Annotated in this window: 24 protein-coding genes; 17 read left to right on the top strand and 7 right to left on the bottom strand. The window is 63.3% G+C overall.

The annotated features are described in order from the left end of the window. Positions 1-53 precede the first annotated feature (53 nt). Together BH682_RS16270 and BH682_RS16265 are read right to left on the bottom strand one after the other, a co-directional pair. Positions 54-623: a DUF5655 domain-containing protein gene (locus BH682_RS16270; RefSeq protein WP_075833389.1), complete on the bottom strand. Its 570-nt coding sequence runs from the start codon at positions 621-623 to the stop codon at positions 54-56. Between the two features lie 77 nt (positions 624-700). Then, a complete protein-coding gene (locus tag BH682_RS16265) occupies positions 701-1,354 on the bottom strand; it encodes a GNAT family N-acetyltransferase (RefSeq protein WP_180279627.1) in 654 nt (217 codons plus the stop codon). Positions 1,355-1,478: 124 nt separating this feature from the next. Here BH682_RS16265 and BH682_RS16260 point away from each other — a divergent pair, with 124 nt between their 5' ends. The 5 genes from BH682_RS16260 to BH682_RS16240 all read left to right on the top strand — a co-directional run bounded on the left by BH682_RS16260 (position 1,479) and on the right by BH682_RS16240 (position 7,954). After that, positions 1,479-2,870 (top strand): MFS transporter, encoded by a 1,392-nt coding sequence (locus BH682_RS16260; protein WP_180279626.1) that lies wholly within the window; start codon positions 1,479-1,481, stop codon positions 2,868-2,870. A 3-nt stretch (positions 2,871-2,873) separates the two neighbouring features. Then, complete coding sequence (locus BH682_RS16255; protein WP_176742016.1) at positions 2,874-4,430, top strand: pyridoxal phosphate-dependent decarboxylase family protein; 1,557 nt, start codon at positions 2,874-2,876, stop codon at positions 4,428-4,430. A 127-nt stretch (positions 4,431-4,557) separates the two neighbouring features. Beyond that, entirely contained in the window at positions 4,558-5,889 is a 1,332-nt protein-coding gene (locus BH682_RS16250) for an SAM-dependent methyltransferase (protein ID WP_007732273.1), read from the top strand. 20 nt (positions 5,890-5,909) lie between these two features. Then, complete coding sequence (locus BH682_RS16245) at positions 5,910-7,229, top strand: lipase family protein (protein ID WP_075833387.1); 1,320 nt, start codon at positions 5,910-5,912, stop codon at positions 7,227-7,229. Between the two features lie 53 nt (positions 7,230-7,282). Beyond that, a complete protein-coding gene (locus BH682_RS16240) occupies positions 7,283-7,954 on the top strand; it encodes a DUF1345 domain-containing protein (RefSeq protein ID WP_030537075.1) in 672 nt (223 codons plus the stop codon). A 21-nt stretch (positions 7,955-7,975) separates the two neighbouring features. Here the strand turns inward: BH682_RS16240 and BH682_RS16235 are convergent, their stop codons facing one another. Continuing rightward, the gene (locus BH682_RS16235) at positions 7,976-8,605 is read right to left on the bottom strand and encodes a LysE family transporter (RefSeq protein WP_037130153.1); all 630 of its coding nucleotides are present in this window, start codon (positions 8,603-8,605) and stop codon (positions 7,976-7,978) included. A gap of 110 nt (positions 8,606-8,715) precedes the next feature. Here BH682_RS16235 and BH682_RS16230 point away from each other — a divergent pair, with 110 nt between their 5' ends. After that, positions 8,716-9,372: a nitroreductase family protein gene (locus BH682_RS16230; RefSeq protein WP_075833385.1), complete on the top strand. Its 657-nt coding sequence runs from the start codon at positions 8,716-8,718 to the stop codon at positions 9,370-9,372. Then, positions 9,366-9,971 carry a dihydrofolate reductase family protein gene (locus tag BH682_RS16225; RefSeq protein WP_070161666.1) on the top strand — a complete coding sequence of 202 codons (606 nt, stop codon included), beginning with the start codon at positions 9,366-9,368 and terminating at the stop codon, positions 9,969-9,971. Before BH682_RS16230 ends, BH682_RS16225 begins: the two co-directional genes overlap by 7 nt. On the opposite strand, the gene BH682_RS16220 is transcribed toward BH682_RS16225, so the two are convergent. Then, positions 9,968-10,771 carry a sulfite exporter TauE/SafE family protein gene (locus BH682_RS16220; protein ID WP_223304506.1) on the bottom strand — a complete coding sequence of 268 codons (804 nt, stop codon included), beginning with the start codon at positions 10,769-10,771 and terminating at the stop codon, positions 9,968-9,970. The genes BH682_RS16225 and BH682_RS16220 overlap by 4 nt on opposite strands. A 92-nt stretch (positions 10,772-10,863) precedes the next feature. Here BH682_RS16220 and BH682_RS16215 point away from each other — a divergent pair, with 92 nt between their 5' ends. Beyond that, entirely contained in the window at positions 10,864-11,667 is an 804-nt protein-coding gene (locus tag BH682_RS16215) for an AraC family transcriptional regulator (RefSeq protein WP_075833383.1), read from the top strand. Here the strand turns inward: BH682_RS16215 and BH682_RS16210 are convergent. From BH682_RS16210 to BH682_RS16200, 3 genes are all read right to left on the bottom strand, one after another. Beyond that, positions 11,645-12,094, bottom strand: coding sequence for a hypothetical protein (locus tag BH682_RS16210; RefSeq protein WP_070161672.1), 450 nt, complete (start codon positions 12,092-12,094; stop codon positions 11,645-11,647). The two genes, BH682_RS16215 and BH682_RS16210, sit on opposite strands and share 23 nt — an antisense overlap. 46 nt (positions 12,095-12,140) lie before the next feature. Then, positions 12,141-13,394, bottom strand: a complete 1,254-nt coding sequence (locus BH682_RS16205; protein ID WP_007732259.1) for a glycoside hydrolase family 1 protein — start codon at positions 13,392-13,394, stop codon at positions 12,141-12,143. Between the two features lie 140 nt (positions 13,395-13,534). Beyond that, positions 13,535-16,804, bottom strand: a complete 3,270-nt coding sequence (locus tag BH682_RS16200) for an arabinosyltransferase domain-containing protein (RefSeq protein ID WP_411561118.1) — start codon at positions 16,802-16,804, stop codon at positions 13,535-13,537. Positions 16,805-17,036: 232 nt separating this feature from the next. On the opposite strand from BH682_RS16200, the gene BH682_RS16195 reads away from it, so the two are divergent. The 9 genes from BH682_RS16195 (at position 17,037) to priA (ending at position 23,614) form a co-directional block, all read left to right on the top strand. Beyond that, on the top strand, positions 17,037-17,405 hold the full coding sequence (locus BH682_RS16195; protein ID WP_223304507.1) for a hypothetical protein: 369 nt from the start codon (positions 17,037-17,039) through the stop codon (positions 17,403-17,405). Positions 17,406-17,558: 153 nt separating this feature from the next. Beyond that, positions 17,559-18,881, top strand: coding sequence for a histidinol dehydrogenase (hisD, locus tag BH682_RS16190; RefSeq protein WP_020908000.1), 1,323 nt, complete (start codon positions 17,559-17,561; stop codon positions 18,879-18,881). Then, entirely contained in the window at positions 18,878-20,020 is a 1,143-nt protein-coding gene (locus BH682_RS16185) for a histidinol-phosphate transaminase (protein WP_042449556.1), read from the top strand. Before hisD ends, BH682_RS16185 begins: the two co-directional genes overlap by 4 nt. Beyond that, positions 20,017-20,631 (top strand): imidazoleglycerol-phosphate dehydratase HisB, encoded by a 615-nt coding sequence (hisB, locus tag BH682_RS16180; RefSeq protein ID WP_003942383.1) that lies wholly within the window; start codon positions 20,017-20,019, stop codon positions 20,629-20,631. The genes BH682_RS16185 and hisB overlap by 4 nt, the downstream gene beginning before the upstream one ends. Then, a complete protein-coding gene (locus tag BH682_RS36375) occupies positions 20,628-20,777 on the top strand; it encodes a hypothetical protein (protein ID WP_007732248.1) in 150 nt (49 codons plus the stop codon). The genes hisB and BH682_RS36375 overlap by 4 nt, the downstream gene beginning before the upstream one ends. A 68-nt stretch (positions 20,778-20,845) precedes the next feature. Then, positions 20,846-21,967, top strand: a complete 1,122-nt coding sequence (locus BH682_RS16175) for an MFS transporter (RefSeq protein WP_042923080.1) — start codon at positions 20,846-20,848, stop codon at positions 21,965-21,967. A gap of 9 nt (positions 21,968-21,976) precedes the next feature. Beyond that, the gene (hisH, locus tag BH682_RS16170) at positions 21,977-22,612 is read left to right on the top strand and encodes an imidazole glycerol phosphate synthase subunit HisH (protein WP_003942389.1); all 636 of its coding nucleotides are present in this window, start codon (positions 21,977-21,979) and stop codon (positions 22,610-22,612) included. Continuing rightward, positions 22,609-22,860: a hypothetical protein gene (locus tag BH682_RS16165; RefSeq protein WP_047272209.1), complete on the top strand. Its 252-nt coding sequence runs from the start codon at positions 22,609-22,611 to the stop codon at positions 22,858-22,860. The genes hisH and BH682_RS16165 overlap by 4 nt, the downstream gene beginning before the upstream one ends. A gap of 19 nt (positions 22,861-22,879) precedes the next feature. Beyond that, complete coding sequence (gene priA / locus BH682_RS16160) at positions 22,880-23,614, top strand: bifunctional 1-(5-phosphoribosyl)-5-((5-phosphoribosylamino)methylideneamino)imidazole-4-carboxamide isomerase/phosphoribosylanthranilate isomerase PriA (RefSeq protein WP_075833379.1); 735 nt, start codon at positions 22,880-22,882, stop codon at positions 23,612-23,614. The last annotated feature ends 4 nt before the right edge of the window (positions 23,615-23,618 follow it).

The raw sequence follows: 23,618 nt of genomic DNA, 5'->3' as shown, positions 1-23,618 counted from the left end.
GGGACTTTCGTGCAGCCTGCCGGTGAGCGTTTGCGTGGCGGTGAGTGGGTGACCTACCGGCCGTTCTGTTGATACGCGATCGCTGTCAGCGATCCGACTTCGTCGTTCATGTCTGCGGTGCTGGTGAGCCCGATCTTGTGGGTCGACTGCCCGGGAGCCTTGGCCGGCACAAGAAGTTCGGATTCGGGGGCCTCGACAAAACGTAGTCCGAGGTCGACTCGGGCCTTGGTGGCCGCTGCGATGGCGGCGAATTGGCGAGCGCGAACGAAGGGCGTGTAGGTTCCGCGGCCTTCGACCCGAACATCGGTTCCGAGTTCGTCGATCAGACGTCGGGCTGCATCGAAGATCGGCCGCAGTGCCGCCTTCGGGCCGCTGTACTGCTGGTCGATGTATTGCTCGACGGTCGGCTCCACCCATCCGGACTGTTCGGCAGTCTCGAATGCAATTGCCCACTGCGAATTCTGCGGCACACCGTGCTCTGCTTTCAGCCACTTGCGCACTTCGTTCTGATCGAGCGGGTCGACCCCGGACGTCCGTACGGCCTCAACCCATTCTTCGAGGGTGCGCCCGGTACGGTCGCGCATGGACGAGGTGACTGCGGCCATCATGTCGGAGGGTTCCATGTGTCTGTTCTACCGGTTGTCACTGGTCTTCCGGTTGTCGCTGCTCTCTCGGTTCTCACGGTGCACGGGTAGCTCGCTCAGTCGATGCCGAGCATCGTCTTGAACGCGCGCACGCCGGTCACTTCGACGGGATACGGCGGTGCGACAAAATCTTCGCGGCTGAGGGTGAAGAGACGACGCACGGTCATGCGACCGTCGGCAGCCAACTCCTCTACTGTGCCGTCTGCGCGGTACCCGACTTTGGTGGACACCGTGATCGAGGCGGGGTTGTCCGTGAATGCCGATGACACCACGCTTCGTGCTCCCAAAGAGTCGAATGCGAATGCGCAGATTGCCTGTCGGGCGAGAGTGCCGACACCCCGGCCTTGGAACCCGCGTCCGATCCACGAGCCGGTTTCACCGGTACGACTGGTAGGAAAGTCCGTCGCGGCGAACGCCTGGCAGCCGACGATTTCTCCGTCGACGACAATGGCTGTTTCGAATTTCCAGTCGGTCATGGTCATCGCTCCGCGGACCGACCAGTGGTATTGGATGAATCTTCGCGACACTTCGTCGGGAGTGCCCACCGTCCAGGGGACGAGAAACGGCATCTGTTCGGCAGGGTGAATGCCGGCTCGGACCAGCGCAGTGAGTTCGGGGAAATGATCGTCGCGCACAGGGAGCAAGGTGATGGGCCCACACGTGATCGTGACTCCGTACGGAGGCCAGATCTCTCGCAGTGGGTCAACCATCGTCTTCAGACCTTCGTTTCGTGTGCGAATCGGGTCACAGTCTGGCATGCCAGGCACGTCCGAGTGAGCGACTTCTGGTCATCGGGATTCTTTTGCCCTCGCGGTACGGAGTCGTGACATTAGTGTGTGGACGGTGACTACAGACAAACCGGTACGTCTTCGTGAAGGTAGATCGCCTGACAGGCTTTCGCGTGGTGTGGTGGCCGGATACGCAGCGGGAAGTGTCGGTACGGGTGGATTCGGTGTTCTGCCAGGTCTGGTACTGGCGTACTACCTGACCGACACGCTCGGCGTTGCCGCGGCGCTCGCGTCGCTTGTGGTCATTGTCCCGAAAATCGCCGACGTCCTGATCGATCCGCTGATCGGGTCGATCAGCGACCGAAGCTCTCATCGAACTGGTACGCGAGTGCCACTCATGCTCGCAGGCGCTCTGGGACTGCCGTTGCTCTTCATTCTCACGTTCTCGGCCCCGGTGTCGGCCGGCCCCGGAGTCGGGGCGATGTGGGTGCTCGTCTTCTTCCTGCTCGCGGCGAGTGCCTACAGCCTCTTTCAGGTGCCGTACATCGCGTTGCCGACCGAGTTGACCGGCGATTACCACGAGCGCACCCGGTTGGTATCGGTTCGAATTGCGGTGTTGGCCCTGACAATTCTGGTCATCGGCGCCGGCGGACCCGAGCTACGCGACGCTGCCGGGGGCGGAGCACGCGGTTATCTGGTCATGGCGATCGGGGTGTCGGCGCTGATGTGCGGGGCAATGATCTGGGCAGTTCGCGGAGCCGCGCGCCACACGGTGACTCACGCGGACGCGCCGGTCGGCTCGTTGCTCTCGCAGTACCGGGACGGGTTCGACGCGATACGACGTACCCGCGCGTTCCGATTGCTGGTCATCGTCTTTGTGCTCCAAGCTCTTGCCACCGCTGTGATGTTGGCGGGTGCGCAATATCTGGCGACCTATGTGATGGGCAACGAAGGTGCGCTCACCGGTCTGTTCGTTGCACTCGTCGGACCAGCTCTCGTCGTCATGCCGCTGTGGTACCGGTTCTCGCATCGGTACGGAAAGCTTCGCGGTTACGTGGTGTCTTCGGTTCTGTTCGTCGTCGCCACGGCGTTGTTGACGCTTGCGGCTGTCGACGCGGGTTCGTGGATCTACGGTGCCGTCGCGCTTGCCGGCGTCGGCTACGCCGGCATGCAGGTGTTCCCGCTGGCGATGCTTCCGGACGTCATCGAGGACGACGCGCGAATCGGTGGGCGCCAACGCGGTGGTTCGCTCAGTGGTATCTGGACCGCCGCGGAAACCGCAGGCCTTGCCCTGGGACCCGCGGTGTTCTTGGGTGTACTCGCGGTGACCGGCTTCGTTTCGAAAACTGCGGGCGAGACTGTCGTGCAACCGGAATCGGCGCTGACCGGAATTGCCCTTGGCTTCTCGGTCGTGCCGGCGATCCTGGTTGCGATCAGCCTGGTCGTATTGCGGAATTACCGCACCGAACAAGAATCCACTCACGAGAACGAAAGGTGAACGATGAGTTCCACTCGGGCCGAGGAACTTCAGGGCAAGATCGTCGAGAGCGCAAACCTCGAGAAGAGGGCGGCCGACATCTTGAGTCGGTTGCGTTCGCTTCGCGAGCAGGACGCTCCGACGCACGGAGGCCGGGTTCTGTCGTACGTGTACGACAGCGGCCTCGCAGCGCTCGACGAGTTGGCAGCGGACGCAGCTCGATTGGTTCAGCCGGTCAACGGTCTCGACCCGACGGTGTTCCCGTCCACCGCGGTGATGGAGCGTGAGTTGGTTGCGTTCGCACGCGAGTTCCTCCATGGAGCTTCAGACCCAGCCGCAGATACAGACGCCGGAGGCGTAGTCGTCGGCAATGTCACCAGCGGCGGAACGGAGAGTTGTGTGTTGGCCGTCAAGGCAGCTCGCGACTTCCGTGGGCTCCCGCCGGGTGAGGGTTCGCTGGTTCTTCCGACCACCGCGCATGCCGCTTTCCACAAGGCAGCTCACCTGCTCGGACTGGAACTGATCCTGGTACCAGTAGATCCCACGTCGGGGCGCGTCGGCGCACAAGATATTGCGACGGCAGTTCGGAAAGACACGGTCTTGATCGTCGTCTCCGCGCCCAGCTACCCGTTCGCGGCGCTCGACCCGATCGCCGATGTCGCGGAAGTTGCTCGTGCACATTCGATTCCACTGCATGTCGACGCCTGCATCGGTGGGCTTGCGTTGCCGTGGTGGGGTGATCTGCCACCCTGGGATTTCCGGGTGCCCGGGGTCACCAGCATGTCGGTCGATTTCCACAAGTACGGATACTCGCCCAAAGGCGTTTCGGTCCTGCTGCACCGAGGGCGAGATCTGCATCGCAAGCAGTATTTCGGACTCACGGACTGGCCGGGGTACCCGGTGGTCAATCCCACGCTTCTCGGTTCCAAATCCGTTGCTGCTCTTGCCGGTGCTTGGGCGATTTCGCAAGTCCTCGGGCAATCCGGGTACGCCGAATTGGTGTCCCGGGCGCAGCGGGCCACTCGTGCACTGATCGGCACGGTCGAGGCAATCGAGGGTCTTCGCGTCGTGGGCTCGCCGGTGGGACCACTGTTCGCGGTCGCTACCGACGATTCCGTGCCGCTCGAACGGCGAGTGGATCCGCATCGCTGGGTGAGCGCTGTCGGTGCTCGCGGCTTCGTCCTTCAAGGGCAGCCGGCGTCGACGCAACCTGACGGGACGACGTTGCCTCGAACAACCCACCTCACCGTCACCCCGGTGACGGAATCTGTGCTCGGCGAGTTGACCAGCGCACTCGTCCTCGGTGCCGACGACGTTCGCGGCTCGGCGGCAGCCGAGGCGCCGCCGGCCCTGGCAGAGTTGGCCGGAGCATTCGAACGTGGCGATGTCACCGTCGCCGATGTTCTTGCTTTGCCCAGTGACGCCGTCGCGGCAGCGTTGACGTCGGCGGGGCTGGATCCTCGGGGCTCTTCCGATTCTCCCTTGGACATGGCGGCCGTCCTCGCGGCAGTGGAATCGCTGCCACGTGAGGTCACGAAGAGACTGCTGGTGGAATTCCTCGCCGGAATGGTGGAGCCCTGAACTCGGCGATGAATACCGAAACCGCGATGAACACTGTCCAAAACTCGGACAAATGGCGCGAAAGATTCGCGAATCGGGCGTAAGTTTTCTGTCATCGGCTAACCATCTTTTGTCGGAGGGTTGATCAGTGACTGGTGCCGCGGCCAAGATTTTGACGGTGTTCGAGGAAGTGATCGGGGTTCCGCTTCCGGTTCGCGTGCGATGTTGGGACGGTTCGGAGGCAGGGCCACCGGACGCCGCTGCGCAGGTTCACTTCCGGAATCGGCGTGCCCTACGGCGGGTCCTCTACTCTCCCAACGAATTAGGGCTGGCGAGGGCGTACGTTTCCGGCGATCTGGACGTAGACGGCGATATCTTCGCGCTCCTCGACGTTCCGGAACTGGTCACGCGGCTCGGTGAGAATCGTTTGTCGACGTTGCCGCTGCGCTCGATTGTTCGCGCCGCCGGTACTTTCGCCGGCTTGGGAGCGGTGGGTCCACCACCGTCACCCCCGGCGATCGAGATGCGTAGTAAGCGAGGCAAGCGGCACAGTAGATCACGCGATTCGGCGACTGTCTCCCATCACTACGACGTCGGGAATCGCTTCTACGAACTGTTCCTCGGGCCGAGCATGGTCTATTCGTGCGGATACTGGCCGGAAGGTGTCGAATCCCTCGAAGCTGCTCAGTACGCGAAGCTGGACTTGATTTGCCGCAAGCTCGATCTGAAGCCGGGAATGCGACTGCTCGACGTCGGCTGCGGTTGGGGATCGATGGCATTACACGCCGCCCAGAACTACGGCGTCGACGTCGTCGGAGTCTCGCTGAGCAACGAGCAGGTCGAATACGCCAAGGGGCGAGTTGCTGACGCGGGTTTGACCGATCGCATCGAGATTCGGGTGCAGGACTACCGCGACGTCGACGACGGCCCTTACGACGCGATTTCGAGCATCGGCATGTCCGAGCACGTGGGTCTGGTCAATTTGCCGGTGTACACGGCAAAACTCTACGACCTGCTCGTGCCGCGGGGTCGTCTGCTCAATCATGCCATCGCCGCGGTGAAGTCGTTGTCGGACAACGTCGATGACGGTCCCAGCTTCATCGACAGGTACATCTTCCCGGACGGTGAGATCCTTCCGTTGAGTAAAACCATTGATGCGCTGGAACTTTCGGGTTTCGAGACGCGTGACAGCGAAGCGTTGCGCGAGCATTACGCACTGACACTGCGCGCATGGGTGCAGAACCTTCGTGAGAACTGGGACGCATCGGTCTTACAGGTCGGTGCTCCCCGGGTGCGTACCTGGTTGCTGTATCTCGCTGCCAGTGCCCTGGGTTTCGAGGAGCCGCACAGGCTTACGATTCATCAGGTTCTGGCCGTGAAACCAGGGGATCGGGGGGCCAGCGGCATGGCCCGCTCGCGTGACAGTTGGTATCGATCGATTGAAGTCCCGCAGATCGAAACCGGTCCGCGCGTCGACTGAGGCCTATACGTTGGATTTCCATGAGCACCCGGAAGGTTGTCCTCGCGGCACTGAAGGTTACGGCCGTTGCGGTATCGGCGCTGTTGCCGACCTCGCTGCTGTTCACACCGATGTCGAACGCCGAACCTGTGAACGATTTCTACGATGCGATTCCGGGCGACGTCGGTGATCCGGGTTCGGTGATTCGGACGGAACCGCTGGCTCTGGCCGGTGCCGTCGGCGGAGTGCCTGGTGTGGGGACCCGGATCCTGTATTCGAGTACCGACACCCACGGATCAAAGGTTGCTGTGTCGGGCTCGTACCTGGAGCCGGCTGCCCCGTGGTCAGGAGCGGGCCCCCGCCCGACGGTGGTGATCGGTCCGGGTACGCAGGGCCAAGGTGATCAGTGCGCGCCGTCGAGGATGTTTCCCACTGCCGGTCAGCTCCGCCTGGCGGAACCCGGGAATCCGTCGAACTACGGTGCCGGTGTGGACAGTGTCGGTGTCAACTACGAGTCAGCTTTTGCTTTCGCTTTCCTCACCCAGGGCGTTCGTGTATTCGTCACCGACTACATCGGACTCGGAACACCCGGCGTCCATACCTACGTCAATCGCGCCGAGGAAGCCCATGCGATGTTGGACGGTGCACGCGCTGCCCGAGCCCTCGCGCGGGCAGGAGAGGACGATCCGATAGCGCTGTGGGGCCACTCGCAGGGCGGCGGCGCCACTGCCGCTGCAACCGAACTGGCACCCGAATACGCGCCTGAGTTGAATCTGGTCGGGAGTTACGCGAGCGCGCCCCCGGCAGACTTGGCAAGCGTTCTGCGTCATATCGACGGTAGCGGCCTGATGGCCGCGATCGGTTACACGATCAACGGCGTCCTCGACCGCTATCCCGCCGCCCGAGAGCCAATCGAATCTCGACTCAACGACTACGGCCGGTCCGTGCTCGCCGACGTCGCCGGGCAATGCCTCATCGATTCCCGAACCAAGTACGGGAAGCAGTCGACGGCGTCGTGGACCACAGACGGACGACCACTCGCCGACGTGGTGGAATCGGTACCGGAGATCCAACAGGTGATCGAGGAACAACGCATCGGGCGGCGAACCCCGGCCTCGCCGATTCTGGTCAACGGAGCGCTCAACGACGATTTCATCCCGTACGAGCAAACCCGGCGCCTGGTTCAGGACTGGTGCGCGCGCGGGGCCGAGGCGACGTTGTTCACCGACACCCTGCCTGCGGTGAATCCGGGGAGCGGCAACAACCACCTCGCGCCGGCCGTAGCGGATTTCGGCGTCGGATTGCAGTACGTGCTGGACAGATTCAACGGCAAGCCGATAGTCGGTGCGTGCAACGCCTGAGTCGCCGTGTCACGTAACCACCGTCTCACTTCTAACAGTGGTTGACTGAGCCCGTGAACGATCGACCGCACGACCTTCCGATCAACCCGGTTCCACGGAGCGCCCTGGGTGCCGGGCCGGCGCTGAGAGTGTCGACGGGTCTGCTGCTCGGTGTGGCCGCCGGTGTCGTCACGGCGTTGGTCGGCTACCCCCGATTCGCGTTTCTGATCGGCTGGGATGTGGCGGCGATGGTGTTCACGGTGTGGACGTGGATTCTGGTCTGGCCCTTCGACGCGACGCTCACCGCAAGCCACGCAACGCGCGAAGAGCCGGCCCGAAACGTCGCGCACCTGCTGATTCTCGGTGCCGCCGTCGCGAGCCTGGTCGGTATCGCGTTCCTGCTCCTGGCGGCACCCGACGGACATCACTACCAAGTAGTGGCGGCATCGGTTGCAGTCGGCAGCGTCGTGATCTCGTGGCTGGCGGTCCACACGCTCTTCGCCCTCGGATATGCACGGCTGTACTACTCCGGCCCCGACGGCGGAATCGATTTCAATCAGGAAGAACCGCCGAGGTACAGCGATTTCGCCTACGTGGCGTACACGGTCGGGATGAGCTTCGCGATTTCCGACACCAACTTGAAGTCGTCGGACATGCGCGCGATGGCACTCGGCCACGCATTGCTGTCGTACCTGTTCGGTTCGGTGATCGTGGCGTCCGTCGTCAACTTGATTGCGGGCCTGTGATCTCTCGAGCCGTGTGACCGATCAAGCCGCTGCACGCCCGATGCTCGAGAGGAAGCCGGCGGCTCCGAAGAACAGGCCGGCGAACACTCGATTGGTGGTTCGCTGCTGTTTGGGGGAGCGCATCAAGGTGAGCACCCGGGCGGCCAGGCCGGTGTATCCGGTCATCACGATCACGTCGACTGCGCACATCGTGGCGGCGATGATCAGATACTGCGGCAGCAGCGGCGCCGACGGGTCCAGGAACTGCGGGAGCACTGCGAGCATGAAAACGACGGCCTTCGGATTGCTCGCGTTCACGAGAAATCCGCGAAGCATCATCATCGGACCGGAACTGCTCGCGGCTGCCTCGTCGGTCTCCACCTCGGTGGGCGCCGATCGCCACTGCCTGATCCCCAGGTAGACGAGGTATGCGACACCGAACCACTTGATCAAGGAAAAGGCCACGGTCGAACTGGCGAGAATTGCACCGACCCCCGCCGCGACAATTCCGATCTGCAGCAACAATCCCAACTGCAGCCCGAAGATGTTCCAGTATCCGCGTCGCAAGCCGTAGGCAAGTCCCGACGACATCGACGCAATGGCGCCGGCCCCCGGCGACAGGCTGATCACCCAACTTGCTCCGAAGAACGCCAACCAGACGTGCCAACTCATGTCGAAAGTCCTTTGATCGGGAAATACTCCCGACAACGAGCACGCACGGGATCAGAAAAGTGTAGACGGACAGTCCTGCTCACTGCTCGCGACAGTGCAATGATCGGGAGATGACGTCGTATCCCGTACTGGACCTGACACCCGACGAATTGCTGACCACAACGCGGACCGTTCGAAAGCGTCTGGATCTGACCCGTCCCGTGCCGTTGGACCTGGTGAAGGAATGCCTCCAAATCGCCCTGCAAGCGCCCTCCGGTTCGAATCGCCAGGGCTGGCAGTGGATGGTGGTGACCGATCCGGCACTGCGTGCAGCAGTCGGGCAGATCTACAAGGAAGTCACCGACGAGTACCTTGCCTCTCACGGTTCGGCGGCAAAACTCTTCGCCGATGATCCCGATCGCGCGCCGATTCAACAACGCGTGGGCACCAGCGTCGCGTGGCTCGGTGAGCACATGGGTGAGGTGCCGGTCCTTCTCATTCCGTGTATCAAGGCGGGCAAGACGCTGCCGGAGGGGAACCAAGCCGGCCTGTGGGGTTCGCTACTCCCGGCTGTGTGGAGTTTCGCGCTGGCCGCGCGGGCACGTGGGCTCGGTACGGCGTGGACGACATTGCATTTGCAGCGTGAAGCGGAAGTTGCGGAGCTGCTGGGCATTCCGGCCGGCTTCCATCAGGCTGCGCTCATCCCGACGGCGTACTTCACCGGCGAGACGTTCAAACCCGCCGCCCGTGAACCGGTCGACAACGTGCTGCACGTGGACCGATGGTGAGCCTGATCTACTCGGCGATCTGCTCGATCGACGGGTATGTGGCTGATGAGCAAGGAAACTTCGACTGGGCGGTTCCCGACGCACAGGTCCACGCGTTCGTCAACGAGCTAGAGAGGGGAGTCGGCACGTACCTGCTCGGGCGCCGGATGTACGAGACGATGATTCCCTGGGAAACAATGGCATCCGAGGATCTCGAGCGTTCTTCGGTGGCAGGAGGACCTTCGGCTCCGGACGAGTTTGCCGGTATCGAGGCGGCGACCGCCGAGTTCGCTCAGATCTGGCGTGGAATCGACAAGATCGTGTACTCCACGACGCTGAACGAGGTGTCGACCGCACGTACCAGGATTGTCCCGAGCTTCGATGAAGACTCCATCCGTTTGCTCGAGAGTGAAGCGGTACAAGATATCTCGATCGGTGGACCGACGGTTGCGGTTAGTGCTTTCGCGGCGGGTTTGGTCGATGAAGTCAGACTGTTCCTGTGTCCGGTCAATATCGGTGGCGGATTGCGAGCTCTCCCGGAAAGCCGGCTTGATCTGCAGCTGCTCGAGGAGAAAACCTTCGACGGCGGCGTCATCTATCTGCGATACGCCGTTCGCTAAGCAATCACCATCACTGCCGTGACGACGCCGAGTAGAGCGATGTAGGCGGCGGCATGGACTCGGTCCGGTATGGCACCGACGATTCGTCGGCTCAGCGCGATCGCCGGTAGGGAACCGGCGAGTAGTGCACAGACGGCCAGAAGGTCGACAGCGCCGACTCTGCCCGCCGACAGATCCGAGGCTGAACTGTGCCCTGATGAGACCGCATACACCGCAGTCGCGACGACGGCGACAGGCAAGCTCAACGGGTTGGCGCTCGCGGCGGCGTCGGCCATCGGAACTCCGCCGCGTCGCATCATCGGAACCGTCATGACGCTCCCGCCGACTCCGAGGAAACTTGCGACGGCACCGATGCCTATCCCGACAGCGCGGACGCCGTGACGGTCAAGATGTTCGCGAGGTTCAGATGGTGTCAGAAACCCTTGTCGCAGAAGACTGTCCAGGATTGTCACCAGCAGGTAGAGCACAAACAGAATCCGGACGACGCCGTCGTCTACGTGGCCCGCCGCAACCGCTCCGAGCCCGGCTCCGAGTGCGACGGGGCCGATCAGAGGTCTGATGTACTCCGTCCGAAGCCGTCCTGACTTCCTGAATGCGACTGTGGCACCGAGTGAATTGACCACCATCACGGCCGCCGAGGATGCTACGGCGACATGCATCGGATCGATGACGTCCGGCCTCAGCGTCGATGCAGCGTAAACGACTGGGACAGTAACGAACCCGCCACCGAATCCGAAAAGAACGGTGGTGACTCCGGTCAAGGCGCCGAAAGCGAGCAGGATGAGGGAGTAGTGAAGCACTTGATGAACGGTAGCGATTTCTCCGTTGGCGCACATTCGAAGGTTCGCCACGTTCCATTGTGAATCGGACACAGACTCGGTAGGTTCCTCCGGTGCGCAACATCTCGATCAACGACGTCGATCACTCGCCCCGCGGTGTTCTCGCAATCGGAACCGACTACCCACCCGGTCACGTGCTGGCCGCCCACGAACATCGACGAGCCCAGTTTCTCTTCGCTGTGAACGGTGCGATGAACGTCGAAACCGATGACGGTGAGTGGACGGTTCTGCCGTCCAATGCGGTCATGATTCCCGCCGGTGTCGCTCATGCCGTGACAATGGACGGCGTCAGCACGCGAAGCCTCTACATCGAACCGTCCGCAGCGCCGTGGTTCCCGGTCAGGTGCCGAGTCGTCGCAGTATCGTCGCTCCTGCGTGAGTTACTTGTCGCTGCAGTCGACGTGGATGTCGAGCTGAATGTGGAGGACGACTTACCCGCACACGGACGCAGCGCCGCGGTATTTCAGCTGATCCTGCACGAACTTCGCGATCTTGCGCCCCTACCTGTGGAACTCCCGCTGCCTCGGCACCCGGGATTGCGGGCGTTGTGCGCGCAGTATCTCGCAGCCCCGTCGATCCATGACTCGCCCACGCGGTGGGCTGACCGACTCCACGTCAGTGAACGGACACTGCACCGCTTGCTGATCTCGGAAACGGGGATGAGCGCGTCGTCGTGGATGCAGCGTGCCTGCATTCTTCACGCGCTTCCGAAACTTTCTGCCGGGGCCAGTGTGACGGCCGTTGCGTCTGAACTCGGATACTCGACGCCGGCTGCCTTCGCGGCGATGTGCACCCGAGTCTCGGGTGCACCGCCCAGTAGCTATCGGGCGCGCGTCACGACACAGACACCGGGATGATGTCGGCGACGACGTCGTGGATGAGACCGTCACGGACTTCGAAGGTTTCACGAATCTCCACGGTCATGAGGCGAGTGCCGCCGATTCCCGCGTCCAGCAGGTAGGTGGTCGAGACGATGTCCCCGGCCTCCGACATCTCGAGGTCTCGGATGCCCTGGATAACGCGGTATTGGATGCCGTTTTCGAGGTCGGCGGACATCTGTGGTCCGGAGAACCCCGTCTTGAGTCCGGCTTCGACGCGGGTCGCATCCGGGGCGAAATGAACATCGGAGACGTCATGGGAGACGAGGGCGTCGATGTAGGCGCGTGCTTGCGCCTCGCGGGGTGAATCGGCCGGGTTCGGGGCTGCCGTCGCAGCGCCTCCGGCAACCAGGATCAGGACAGCGGTGGCAGCGGCAGTTCCGGCGATATTTCGCAGTGTTCGCATGGGACATCCTAACGACGAGGAGTGGAGGAAATTCGGAAAACGGCCCTCATCGAGTAGCCGTACAGCTGCGGGGAGGATCGACGAGCGAGCAGAAAGCCGGGGCCATGACGGGCACGTAGTCGGCTCCGACGCCGTTGTCGTGGATGATTCGGCGGTAGGCGGCGACGCCGTCGGTCGGGATTCGGGCCGCAGTGGGATCGCCGAGAACATCGACCGTGTAGAGGCCGAATCGAGGTCGGTACGAACCCCATTCGTAGTTGTCGGTGATGGACCAGTAGTTGTAGCCGATCACGTCGGCACCGTCTTCTCGGGCGCGTTCCATCCAATAGATGTGATCGCGTAAGTGATTCGCGCGTGTGTATCCGTCGGCGCGCGGCGCTCCGTTGTCGGTGGGCATGCCGTTCTCGACGATGTAGAGGGGGAGTTCCGGGTACTTGCCCGAGTACCGCATCAATGCGTCGTACAGGCCTTCGGGCTGCGGCGTGACGTTGTAGAACTCGTCGAGTGCGGCGTACGCGGCAGTCGGATTGTTCAGGGCCACACCGTAGTAGTAGTCGATGCCGAGAAAGTCGAGCTTGTCGCGCACTCGATCCGTGAATACCGAATCGATCGCCTCGGACACGCCGGGAATGAAGGAGAAATTACTGCTTACGCGGGCACCGGGATCGAGAACATGGATGCGGTCGTAGATCGCCCGGTGGACTCGGACCAATGAGTCGAACATCGACGGCGCCTGGGTGAGTGCGATTCCGCCGTAGGTCAATTCGCGCTGAACGTACACAGTCGGCTCGTTGATCGTGATCCAGAGCGCCCCGATTCCGGAGTACCGCTCGACTACCTTCTCTGCGTTGACCAGCCAATCGGCTTCCGTCTTCGGATTTGTCCAGCCGCCTTGATCGACAACCCATCCCGGATACACCCAGTGGTCGAGTGTGATCATCGGAGTCATGCCCCGCGCGCGGATGTGAGCTACCACGTCGTCGTAGTAGGCGAATTCGGTCTCGTTCCAGCTCCCGGCGGCGGGCTGAACTCGCGCCCACTCGACGCCGAATCGGAAAACCTTCGATCCCAGATCGGCCGCCCGGTCGATGTCCTCGGCGTAGCGATGACGGAAGTCGACCGAGTCACCGATCTTGTCGTGGGTTCGTCCGGAATCGGAGTATCGAGACCAGTTGCTGTCCGGCGACGAACCTTCCGATTGGAACCCGGAGGTGGCAACGCCCCAGAGGAAGTCATCCGGTACCTCAGCCGAGGCGTGAGCGGGAAGGGCCAGCACCCCGAACAGGCACGTCAGTGCCATCAGCGCAGGCGCAATAGACCGTGACAGGGCTCCCATGCCTGGGAGACTAAGTCATACAAGTGTCCAGTCGCAGGCGTTTCGTCCGATCCGCCCGCGGCAGGACCGTGTCACTCAGTGACCCAGCCGCTCAGAAATTCCGCTCAGAAAACCATGGTCATCGATCCCGGGTTCCACGTCCCGGAGCGCTGAACGGTCGTTTCGTCGACCTGGGCAGGTACTGCACTCGGATCGATCGGTGTGTACTTCTCGATCGAACCCCAGTCGCGAGCCCAGTCGTTGTCGAGATACGACGGAATGGTCTGAGCGGTCAGGAGCAGATCGATCCACCCCAACGGTCCACCACCGTAGTGGTCCTGCCAGGCACTGGTCACGAGCGCGCCGGAATGGTCGGGAAGGATCCGATACTCGGGGACCTCGGCGACACCGACCCGATGATCGAAGGGGCGTTGGCATGGGAATGCCAGTCCGACAGCCCAATCCAGCATGACGGGCGCCTGTGAACCGACGACGTCGTTGAGCTTCTGGGTCTTCGGAACCCGCGGCGGGGTGACGGCCACCCATTGGTCGGGCTTGCTGTCGTAGTCGCTGACGACCAGTCGAATGCTGTTGGCTTCGACGGGAATCTGATCCAACGGCACACGCAGGTTCCGCCATGACGGCGCCGGGCCGATGTCGAGGGGCGCGATCTTTCCGAGTGTTTCGACAGCGTCTGTTTCGGCATCGTCGACGCCACGCGCTGTGCCGTACTCGACCTCGACGTTCTGGCCGTAGGTGACGATTCCGTCCTTGTCGACGGACCGAACACGACCAGCCGCGGCAATCGAGATGATGTCGCCACGTGTGGCGTTCTCGCCCACGTCGGGGAGTTGGTACCAGTCACTGGTCAGAGTGCCGGGGGAGGGCTGACCGTAACTACCCATGACGGGTGTTGTCGCCGGGTCGAGACCGAACGGCAACGCGACCGAACTGCCGTTGACTCCGGTCTGTCCGGCGCCACCGCCGGTTCCGGCCGAGTTGCCGGCGGTGTCCTCGGAGGTGTCGACGGTGTTCGCGCCGCCGGTAGCCGTGGCTTCCTTGTCTGCTCGAAGGTCGGAGGCGACGCCATTCGGATCGAATCCCGTAGCCCCACCGGCGGACAGTCCTGTGGCGACGCTGCCCGAGAGGGGCGTCAGCATCGAGGCGTTCGGATCGGTCTCGAGCAGAACGTCGTTGGCGAGTCCGCAGTGTTGGCCGAGAACGGCGTCGACGTTTGCACGGCCCACCGAATAGGCCGGGTACTGGGTGACCGCGCCCTTGGCCATGGACAGCACCTCAAAGAGGACCATGGCACCTGCGGCAACCGTCAGTGGCGAGATGGCAAGCAGTCGAGCGTGCTTCGCGGACGGTTCCTTCCCCGCGGTGTACGGCTCACGGAAGAAGTACCACGCGGCGACGCCGAGCATCAGCACCGTCAGCCCGAGGAGGACGGTGCTCGCGCCGAGTCCGCTGATGGACACAGGCTTGTCCCACCACGGAACGCTGTAGCTGGACACGTAGTAGTAGCTGTTGCTGCCGGTGAATGCCACCGCGAGGAGGAACAGGACGGCCGCCGCGAAGAGGGCCCGATTGCGCGGCGAGCGCAGGAGTTTTGTTCCCACGGCGACGGCCGTCATCATCGCCAGAACGGCGGTGAGTCCGGCAAAGATTCCGAAGTGGTGCGTCCACTTGGTCGGCGAGAACATCAGCAGTGGCAGTGCGCCGATCGTCAGCCCCACGACGCGGCGTGACGGGCCGGCGGCCAAACCGGGAATCCGGCCCCCCTTGCGCAGCATCATCGCGGTGCAGACGCCAAGGCACAGAACCATGACGAACACACCGAATCTGCGAGTCAGGGAACCGTCGACGGAGATGTTGAAGAGGTACTGATAGCGGAGGTACTCGTCGAACCAGGGCTGATTCGGTGAGATCGAGTGGACGCGTTGCATCTCGATGACGGCGGCCAGACTTTGATCGCCGAACGCGGGGATGAGAATCGAGAGTCCGGCAGCTAGCAGTGGCCCGACAGCCGCGACGTAACCGGTGGTGCGCGCACGTTCGATGATGATGTGCATGATCGGGCGTATTCCGGCGATGAGTGCGGCAAAGCAGATGAGGCCGGAAGGGCCGGCAGTCAAGGTGAATCCGGCGATCAGGATCGCGACTGCGACCGGCAGAAGTCGTCTCGTCGCGACGGCGCGTTCGATCGAGCACCAGGTCAGCAGCACGCCGAGGGCAACGATCGGTTCGGGGCGCAGTCCGTTGTTGAACGGAAGCCAGAACGCGAGGAAGACAAGCGCGCCGGTCCAGAGGGCGAGTCGATTTCCGCGAATGGCGGCGCCCAGCCGAGGCGCAACCTCCCGGCTGATGACGAGCCAGGTGATGATGCCTGCCAACAGAGCAGGCAGGCGGACCCAGGGGCTTGCGGTGCTGACGTGGGCCAGGAGTCCGAGGATGTTGTAATACGGCGTTCCGAACGGGGTTTCGGGGACCGCGAACCACCGGAAGTAGTTGGACATGTAGCCCGATTGCTCGGAGGCTCTTGCCATCGTGAACTGGTAGCCGTCGTCGGTGGTGGTAGCGCCGATGAAGTGCCACAGCACCAGAGTTCCGACGACGACCCCGTCGAGGACGGTGAACTTCCACCATCGGGCGGGCAGAAATTTGCGTGTGCCCCGGCCGTCGCGGTTGTCGAGGCGGTGCAGCGCGAAGAGGGACACGACAGCCGTGAGTGCCCCGAGAATCATGGCGAGAGTCTTGATCACCGACGGGCTCGACGTGAAGCGAGAGTCCGCCTCGATCGAGACGTTCAAACCGGCTGCCGCCGAATCGAGGTCGCTGAAGACGCCGACTACCTGTGGTCGGCTGTCGCCCTCGATGACGCGCGGTTCGGAACCGGTGGCGCTGAAGGTGGTTCGGGTCGGCTCGGCGGCGAGCGTGAGCGCGCATCCAGTCTGCAGATCAGCAACGGGTGTCGAGAGCAACACTTGATCACGCAGGACAACGTCGACCCGAGCGGGAGCGTCGGCGGATTCGGGGGAGACGGTGGCAACAAATCCGTAGCGGCGCGCATCGGGGGCACCCGGAGGTGCAGTCGAGACGAGTGTTCCGCCGGTGGCGGCCAACTCGCTGATCGACGCGCACGGAATCGATGCCTCCATGCGCAACGGTGTGTACGAGACCAATGGCGCCTCGACGCTTGTCGTCGACCCGGCCTGCGGCCAGTTGACGACGGCGGTGTCCTGCTCGATCGGCAGGAACGGCACTGATCCGCACAAAACTATGCCGAGGATCGATGCGACAATCGCAACGATCCGTGCTCGGTTCGGTCCGCTGGATCGCTGAGGGGTCGGCAAGGCCGGAGGTGCGGTCGTGGCCACGTCACTGTCTGTCACGACTTTGGACCCTAGCTGTGCGTGACGTGTTTGTTATAAAAGCGCGAGTAATGGGATGGTCGTGTTCCCGGTGTCATTCCTCGGGGTGGGGTTGTCGGCGATCGAGGCGGGGGTGCTGTGCGCGAATTTCACGAGTCCATTCCCCTGAGCCCACTACTGCGCCGGTCGGCGGTCGCATTGTGCGTCGTCCTCGGAATTGTCCTGGTAATTGTCTTGCGGGTTCGCGGCAATCGTGGATCGCGACTCGGCGGGCTACGTCGGCGCCGTGTTGTCCGCAGTCCTGTCCTTCGGGTTGGCCGCGTACATGTGGAAGGTGCGCGTGATCATCACCACAGACGTCGAACGAGTGTCGATCGCGCTGTCTCCGGGGCTGCGTCAGGTATTTAGGTGGGACGAAGCTGTGTCTGCCACTGCAGTACATATCGGGATGGGCTCCGGAATCGGTTATCGAATGACCGGCCCAGGTATGCGGGTAATTCTCGCATCTCCCGGCGACGGGGTCCGCTTTCGTCTGCATGACGGCCGTGAAATCTCGGTGGCAACACCTCGAAGGGACGAGCTGATCGAACTCGCCCGGCGGCGGGCGCCGGACCTGCAGTGAGCGTTGCAGGTGGACCGGTGAAAAACGGGGTGCGCCTATCCTGGATAATTGACATCAGTTCTGTGTTTCAGGCGCGCTGTTCAGGGCCTGTGATGCCGGACCGGTTTGCTGCCGCTTGCACAGGCACCCCGTTTGCGTACGAGAGGAACTCTCATGCTTGCCCGCACCGACCTGCGTGGTCGTACCCCATCCACGGCCGAACTTCGCGCCGCGCTTCCCCGAGGTGGAGTGGATGTGGACGCGGTACTGCATCAGGTTCGCCCGATGGTCGAAGCCGTCCGTGATCGCGGGGCAGAAGCCGCCCTCGAATTCGGCGAGAAGTTCGACGGCGTTCGTCCGGCTTCGGTTCGTGTACCCGCAGCCGAGCTCGAGCGCGCACTTCGTGAACTCGACCCCGCAGTCAAGGAAGCCCTCGAGGTTGCGATCGAGCGCACCCGCAAGGTGCACGCCGATCAGCGTCGCAAGGACACCGTCACCGAGGTCGTTCCGGGTGGCACAGTCACCGAGCGTTGGGTTCCGGTCGAGCGCGTCGGGCTGTACGTGCCCGGCGGCAATGCCGTGTACCCGTCCAGCGTTGTCATGAACGTCGTGCCGGCTCAGACGGCCGGCGTCGGATCGCTTGTTGTCGCCTCGCCGCCCCAAGCCGACTTCGGCGGATTGCCGCACCCGACCATTCTTGCCGCCGCAGCCATGCTCGGCGTCGACGAGGTGTGGGCCGTCGGCGGCGGGCAGGGCGTCGCCCTCCTTACCTACGGCGGAACCGACACCGATGGAACCGAGCTTGTCCCGGTCGACCTCATCACCGGTCCCGGCAACATCTATGTCACTGCCGCCAAGCGTCTGTGCCGCGGACTGGTCGGCATCGACGCGGAAGCCGGTCCCACCGAGATCGCGATCCTCGCCGACCACACCGCTGACCCGGTCCACGTTGCCGCCGACCTCATCAGTCAGGCCGAGCACGACGTGATGGCCGCCAGCGTTCTTGTCACGACCAGCGTCGAATTGGCCGACGCGGTCGACAAGGCTCTGGCTGCGCAGCTCGAGATCACCAAGCATCGCGAGCGCGTCACCACGGCACTGACCGGCAGCCAGTCGGGCACGGTGCTCGTTTCTGATGTTTCCGCTGGTCTGCGCGTCGTCAATGCGTATGCGGCAGAGCACCTCGAGATCCAGACCGAGGATGCAACCGGGGTGGCAGCTCAGGTCACCAGCGCTGGTGCCGTGTTCGTCGGCCCGTGGGCGCCGGTCAGTCTCGGCGACTACTGCGCCGGCTCCAACCACGTTCTGCCGACGGCCGGGTGTGCACGCCACTCCTCCGGTCTGAGTGTGCAGACGTTCCTTCGTGGAATCCACGTGATCGACTACTCCGAGTCTGCACTGAAAGACGTTGCCGGACATGTCATCACGCTGGCCAATGCGGAGGATCTGCCGGCTCACGGCGAGGCTGTGCGTCTGCGATTCGAGGCTCTGCGATGAGTAGTGCTCCTGGAGAGTCGATTTCGGTCGACGCCCTGCCGATTCGCGAGAACCTGCGTGGAAAGTCGGCGTACGGCGCACCGCAGTTGACGGTTCCGGTTCAGCTCAACACGAACGAGAACCCGCATCCGCCGACCCAGGCGCTCATCGACGATGTGGCCGAATCCGTGCGCGAAGCCGCGAAGGAACTGCACCGCTACCCCGACCGTGACGCTGTGGCGTTGCGGACGGATCTGGCTGCGTACCTGGCGAAGCAGACAGGTGTACCGGTCACCGTCGACAATCTGTGGGCGGCAAACGGATCGAACGAGATTCTGCAGCAACTTCTTCAGGCGTTCGCAGGTCCGGGACGTAGCGCGATGGGTTTTGTGCCCTCGTACTCGATGCACCCGATCATCGCCGACGGTACCGATACCGAGTGGGTCGAGGTCTTCCGTCGGGACGACTTCGCACTCGACGTGGATGCTGCCGTCACCGTGATCGCGGAACGTCGACCCGACGTCGTGTTCGTGACCAGTCCCAACAACCCGACCGGACACAGCGTCGGCATTGCAGAACTGCGACGCATCCTCGACGTGGCGCCGGGCATCGTGATCGTGGACGAGGCGTACGCGGAATTCTCCGCTGCCCCGAGCGCGATGACGCTGATCGACGAGTTCCCGGCCAAGCTGGTTGTGACCCGCACCATGAGCAAGGCTTTCGCGTTTGCCGGTGGCCGACTCGGCTACCTCGCCGCCGCTCCCGCGTTCATCGACGCACTGTTATTGGTGCGCTTGCCTTATCACCTCTCGGTGGTCACGCAGGCGGCGGCACGTGCCGCCCTGCGTCACGCCGACGAGACCCTCGGCAGTGTGCACGCCTTGTCCGCCGAGCGCGATCGCGTGTCGAAGGCGCTGGCGGACACCGGTTTCCGAGTGATTCCCAGTGACGCGAACTTCATCTTGTTCGGACAGTTCACCGACAGTGCACAGGCGTGGAAGGAATACCTCGACCGCGGGGTTCTCATCCGCGACATCGGCATCCCCGGATACCTGCGGGCCACCGTGGGACTCGAAGCCGAGAACGACGCGTTCATCAAGGCCAGTGACGAAATCGCAGGCACCCAGCTGGTCGACACGAATTCAGGAGAGACGGCATGAGCGATCGCATCGCGCGGATCGAACGAACAACTCGGGAATCAAGCATCGTCGTCGAACTGAATCTGGACGGGACCGGCATCGTCGACGTCTCCACCGGCGTTCCGTTCTTCGACCACATGCTCAACGCCCTGGGTACGCACGCCAGCTTCGATCTCGACGTCAAGGCGAAGGGTGACGTCGAGATCGACGCTCACCACACCGTCGAGGACACCGCGATCGTTTTCGGCCAGGCGCTCGGCCAGGCTCTCGGCGACAAGAAGGGCATCCGTCGTTTCGGCGACGCTTTCATCCCGATGGACGAAACGCTGGCGCACGCGTCGGTCGACGTCTCCGGTCGCCCGTACTGCGTGCACACCGGTGAGCCCGACTACATGGTGCATTCCGTCATCGGCGGGTACCCGGGCGTTCCGTATCACGCGGTGATCAACCGCCACGTGTTCGAGTCGATCGCATTGAATGCACGTATCGCACTGCACGTTCGGGTTCTGTACGGCCGCGATCAGCATCACATCACCGAAGCCGAGTACAAGGCCGTTGCGCGCGCTCTGCGTGAGGCGGTCGAGCCGGATCCGCGCGTGAGTGGCGTGCCGTCGACGAAGGGCACACTGTGAGCGTCCTCTTCACCTATCTGCTGTTCATCGGCGCGGGTATTGCCGTGGGCGGCGCCTACTCGATGTTCAAGGTCAACAAGCTTGCGTCGGGAATCCTTCTGGCGTTGGCGGTTCTGGCGGCGGTAGCGGGCGCACTGCGTCTGTGACGCGAAAAGTGACTGTGTCTGAGACGCAAGATCCTGCTCCATCGCCGGGGTTGCTTCGCACTCCGGGCATGATCGGTGTCCTGATCATGGCGGCAGCAGCTTTCGGTGGCTGGTCGTTGCTGTTGCCGGTGGTGCCGTTGCTGGTTGCGCAGTCCGGCGGATCGGATGCGCTTGCCGGATCGGTGACCGGTGTCTTCATGGCGGCCACGGTCTTGACGCAACTGCTCGTGCCTCGGTTGTTGCGGACGCAGGGCTACCGGCGCGTGCTGGCGGTCGGGTGTCTGCTCCTCGGTCCACCGTCGTTGGTGCTGTTGATCTCGGCCGACGCCGGTCCTGTCCTGGCGGTTTCCGCGGTGCGTGGTATCGGTTTCGGCATGCTGACGGTGGCCGGCAGTGCACTGGTGGCGGAGTTGGCGCCCAAACGAATTCTGGGCCGTGCCACCGGTGCCCAGGGAATCGCGATCGCAGCGTCACAAATGGCGGGGCTTCCGCTGGGGCTTGCAATCATGGAACGGTGGTCGGCGACACCGGTGTTCGTCCTCGGTGCGCTGATCCCGGCGCTCGCGCTGGTGGCCATTGCCGGGTTGCCGAAGATTTTCGCCCAGCCGACCGGGGAATCCGTTCGACTGAGTGTGTTCGCCGTCTTGGTTCCGGTGCTCGCTCTGGCGTGTGTGTCCGCCTCGTTCGGCGGATTGTCGTCTCTACTGCCGATCGCAATCTCGGAGCGTGCGGCCGTTGCTGGAGTGGTGTTGGCGACCGCCAGTGGGTCGATGTTGGTCGGCCGGTACTCGGCGGGACTGATCGCCGATCGTCTCGGCAGTGGTCGGACACTCGCGCCGGCATTGGCGTCGTCGACCATCGGATTGGTGCTGTTCGCGATCAACGTCGACGGCGGGTCGACGCCGGTCTTGTTCTGCGCGGCGGTCCTTTTCGGGCTGGGGTTCGGGGCGGTGCAGAACGAATCCTTGGTCATGGCGTTTCAGGCTGCCGGCCCGAGGCAACTCGGATCCGCCAGCGCGATCTGGAACATCGGCTACGACGCCGGCACCGGAATCGGTGCACTGGCGTTGGGATTCGTGGCCACGACTGCCGGCTACGCATGGGTGTTCGCGGTCTCCGCGGTAGTTGTCGCGCTCCTCCCGGCACTGGCCGCGGGCGGCAAAGTGATCGGCAGCAGGGTTGCCCGATAGAGTTGGGGCATGAGCGCTTCCACGATTGCTGTACTCGATTACGGCTCCGGCAACCTGCATTCGGCTACTCGCGCACTGGCGCGCACCGGGGCGCAGGTGGAGGTGACCAACGACATGAAGGTTGCACTGGCGGCCGACGGTCTCGTGGTGCCCGGCGTCGGCGCGTTCGCGGCCTGTATGGAAGGTCTGCGTGCAGTGCAGGGTGACCGAATCATCGGCAGACGCCTGGCCGGTGGCCGACCGGTGCTGGGCATCTGCGTCGGCATGCAGATTCTGTTCGACCGGGGAGTCGAATTCGGTGTCGAGGCGGAGGGCTGTGGCGAATGGCCCGGCACCGTCGAGAGGCTGCAAGCAGAGGTTTTGCCGCACATGGGCTGGAACACCGTGGAGGCGCCGGAGTCCAGCACCCTGTTCAAGGGCATAGACGCCGATACCCGCTTCTACTTCGTCCACTCCTACGGTGTGCAGAGTTGGGAGCTCGCGCCGTCCGAGCACATTGCACCCCCGAAGCTGACATGGGCCGATCACGGCGGAAAGTTTCTCGCTGCCGTCGAGAACGGTGCGTTGTCGGCAACGCAGTTCCACCCCGAGAAATCCGGTGACGCAGGCGCCGAGTTGCTGAGCAACTGGGTGCAGAGTTTGTGACCGGGGGATCCGGACCGAACCGCGGTGACGATTTCTCCCTCGCCCGTCTGGCGTTGTTCTCGCTCGGCGCCGCTGTGGCTGCGCTGGCGGTCGCAACCGTCGTCATCGTTGTTCTCAAACCATCGCCGGGCGTCGGCCTCGTGCTCGGTCTCGTGGGGGTCGTCGCTGCGATTGCGGCAATGGGCGTCGTATCCAAGCGGATGACCCGAAAAGCGTTCGGTGACCCGGAAGACGGTTCGAGGTCCTGACCTACTAGGGTTACCGCACGTGAGCCTGGTCCTTTTGCCTGCTGTAGATGTCGTCAACGGTGAAGCTGTTCGCCTCGTGCAAGGAGAGGCGGGAAGTGAGACCGGTTACGGGTCGCCCCGCGACGCTGCTATTGCGTGGCAGAACGACGGTGCCGAATGGGTGCATCTTGTCGACCTCGACGCTGCTTTCGGGCGTGGGTCCAACAGCGAACTGTTGGCCGGCGTCATCGGCGACCTGACGGTCAAGGTGGAACTGTCCGGTGGGATCCGCGACGACGCTTCCCTGGAAGCCGCACTGGCCACCGGCTGTGCTCGCGTGAATCTCGGTACTGCCGCTATCGAGGATCCCGAGTGGTGTGCGCGTGCATTGGCCAAGTACGGCGACAAGATCGCTGTCGGCCTCGATGTTCGTCTCGTCGACGGTCAGTACCGCACCCGTGGTCGCGGCTGGGTCACCGACGGCGGCGATCTGTGGGAGACCCTCGCGCGTCTGGACCGTGACGGCTGCACTCGTTACGTCGTCACCGACGTCTCCAAGGACGGCACACTCACCGGTCCCAATCTCGAACTTCTCAGCCAGGTCTGCGCGGTCACCGACGCGCACGTCGTCGCCTCCGGTGGTGTGTCGACCATCGAGGATCTACTCGCCATTTCCAGCCTGGTTGATCAGGGTGTCGAGGGCGCGATCGTGGGCAAGGCATTGTATGCCGGTCGCTTCACTCTCCCCGAAGCACTGGCAGCAGTTTCCGGATAGATTT

Source organism: Rhodococcus sp. YL-1, from assembly GCF_001942025.1.
Taxonomy (GTDB): Bacteria; Actinomycetota; Actinomycetes; order Mycobacteriales; family Mycobacteriaceae; genus Rhodococcus_F; species Rhodococcus_F qingshengii.
The sequence above is the reverse complement of the archived record's forward strand: the minus strand, read 5'-3'. Positions and strand labels throughout refer to the sequence as shown.

Bases quoted from the DNA above. Each gene is read 5' to 3' on its own strand.
- BH682_RS16270 (WP_075833389.1), bottom strand. From the start codon at position 623: ATGGAACCCTCCGACATGATGGCCGCAGTCACCTCGTCCATGCGCGAC.
- BH682_RS16265 (WP_180279627.1), bottom strand. From the start codon at position 1,354: ATGGTTGACCCACTGCGAGAGATCTGGCCTCCGTACGGAGTCACGATC.
- BH682_RS16255 (WP_176742016.1), top strand. From the start codon at position 2,874: ATGAGTTCCACTCGGGCCGAGGAACTTCAGGGCAAGATCGTCGAGAGC.
- BH682_RS16245 (WP_075833387.1), top strand. From the start codon at position 5,910: ATGAGCACCCGGAAGGTTGTCCTCGCGGCACTGAAGGTTACGGCCGTT.
- BH682_RS16235 (WP_037130153.1), bottom strand. From the start codon at position 8,605: ATGAGTTGGCACGTCTGGTTGGCGTTCTTCGGAGCAAGTTGGGTGATC.
- BH682_RS16230 (WP_075833385.1), top strand. From the start codon at position 8,716: ATGACGTCGTATCCCGTACTGGACCTGACACCCGACGAATTGCTGACC.
- BH682_RS16225 (WP_070161666.1), top strand. From the start codon at position 9,366: ATGGTGAGCCTGATCTACTCGGCGATCTGCTCGATCGACGGGTATGTG.
- BH682_RS16210 (WP_070161672.1), bottom strand. From the start codon at position 12,094: ATGCGAACACTGCGAAATATCGCCGGAACTGCCGCTGCCACCGCTGTC.
- BH682_RS16205 (WP_007732259.1), bottom strand. From the start codon at position 13,394: ATGGCACTGACGTGCCTGTTCGGGGTGCTGGCCCTTCCCGCTCACGCC.
- hisD (WP_020908000.1), top strand. From the start codon at position 17,559: ATGCTTGCCCGCACCGACCTGCGTGGTCGTACCCCATCCACGGCCGAA.
- BH682_RS16185 (WP_042449556.1), top strand. From the start codon at position 18,878: ATGAGTAGTGCTCCTGGAGAGTCGATTTCGGTCGACGCCCTGCCGATT.
- hisB (WP_003942383.1), top strand. From the start codon at position 20,017: ATGAGCGATCGCATCGCGCGGATCGAACGAACAACTCGGGAATCAAGC.
- BH682_RS16175 (WP_042923080.1), top strand. From the start codon at position 20,846: ATGATCGGTGTCCTGATCATGGCGGCAGCAGCTTTCGGTGGCTGGTCG.
- hisH (WP_003942389.1), top strand. From the start codon at position 21,977: ATGAGCGCTTCCACGATTGCTGTACTCGATTACGGCTCCGGCAACCTG.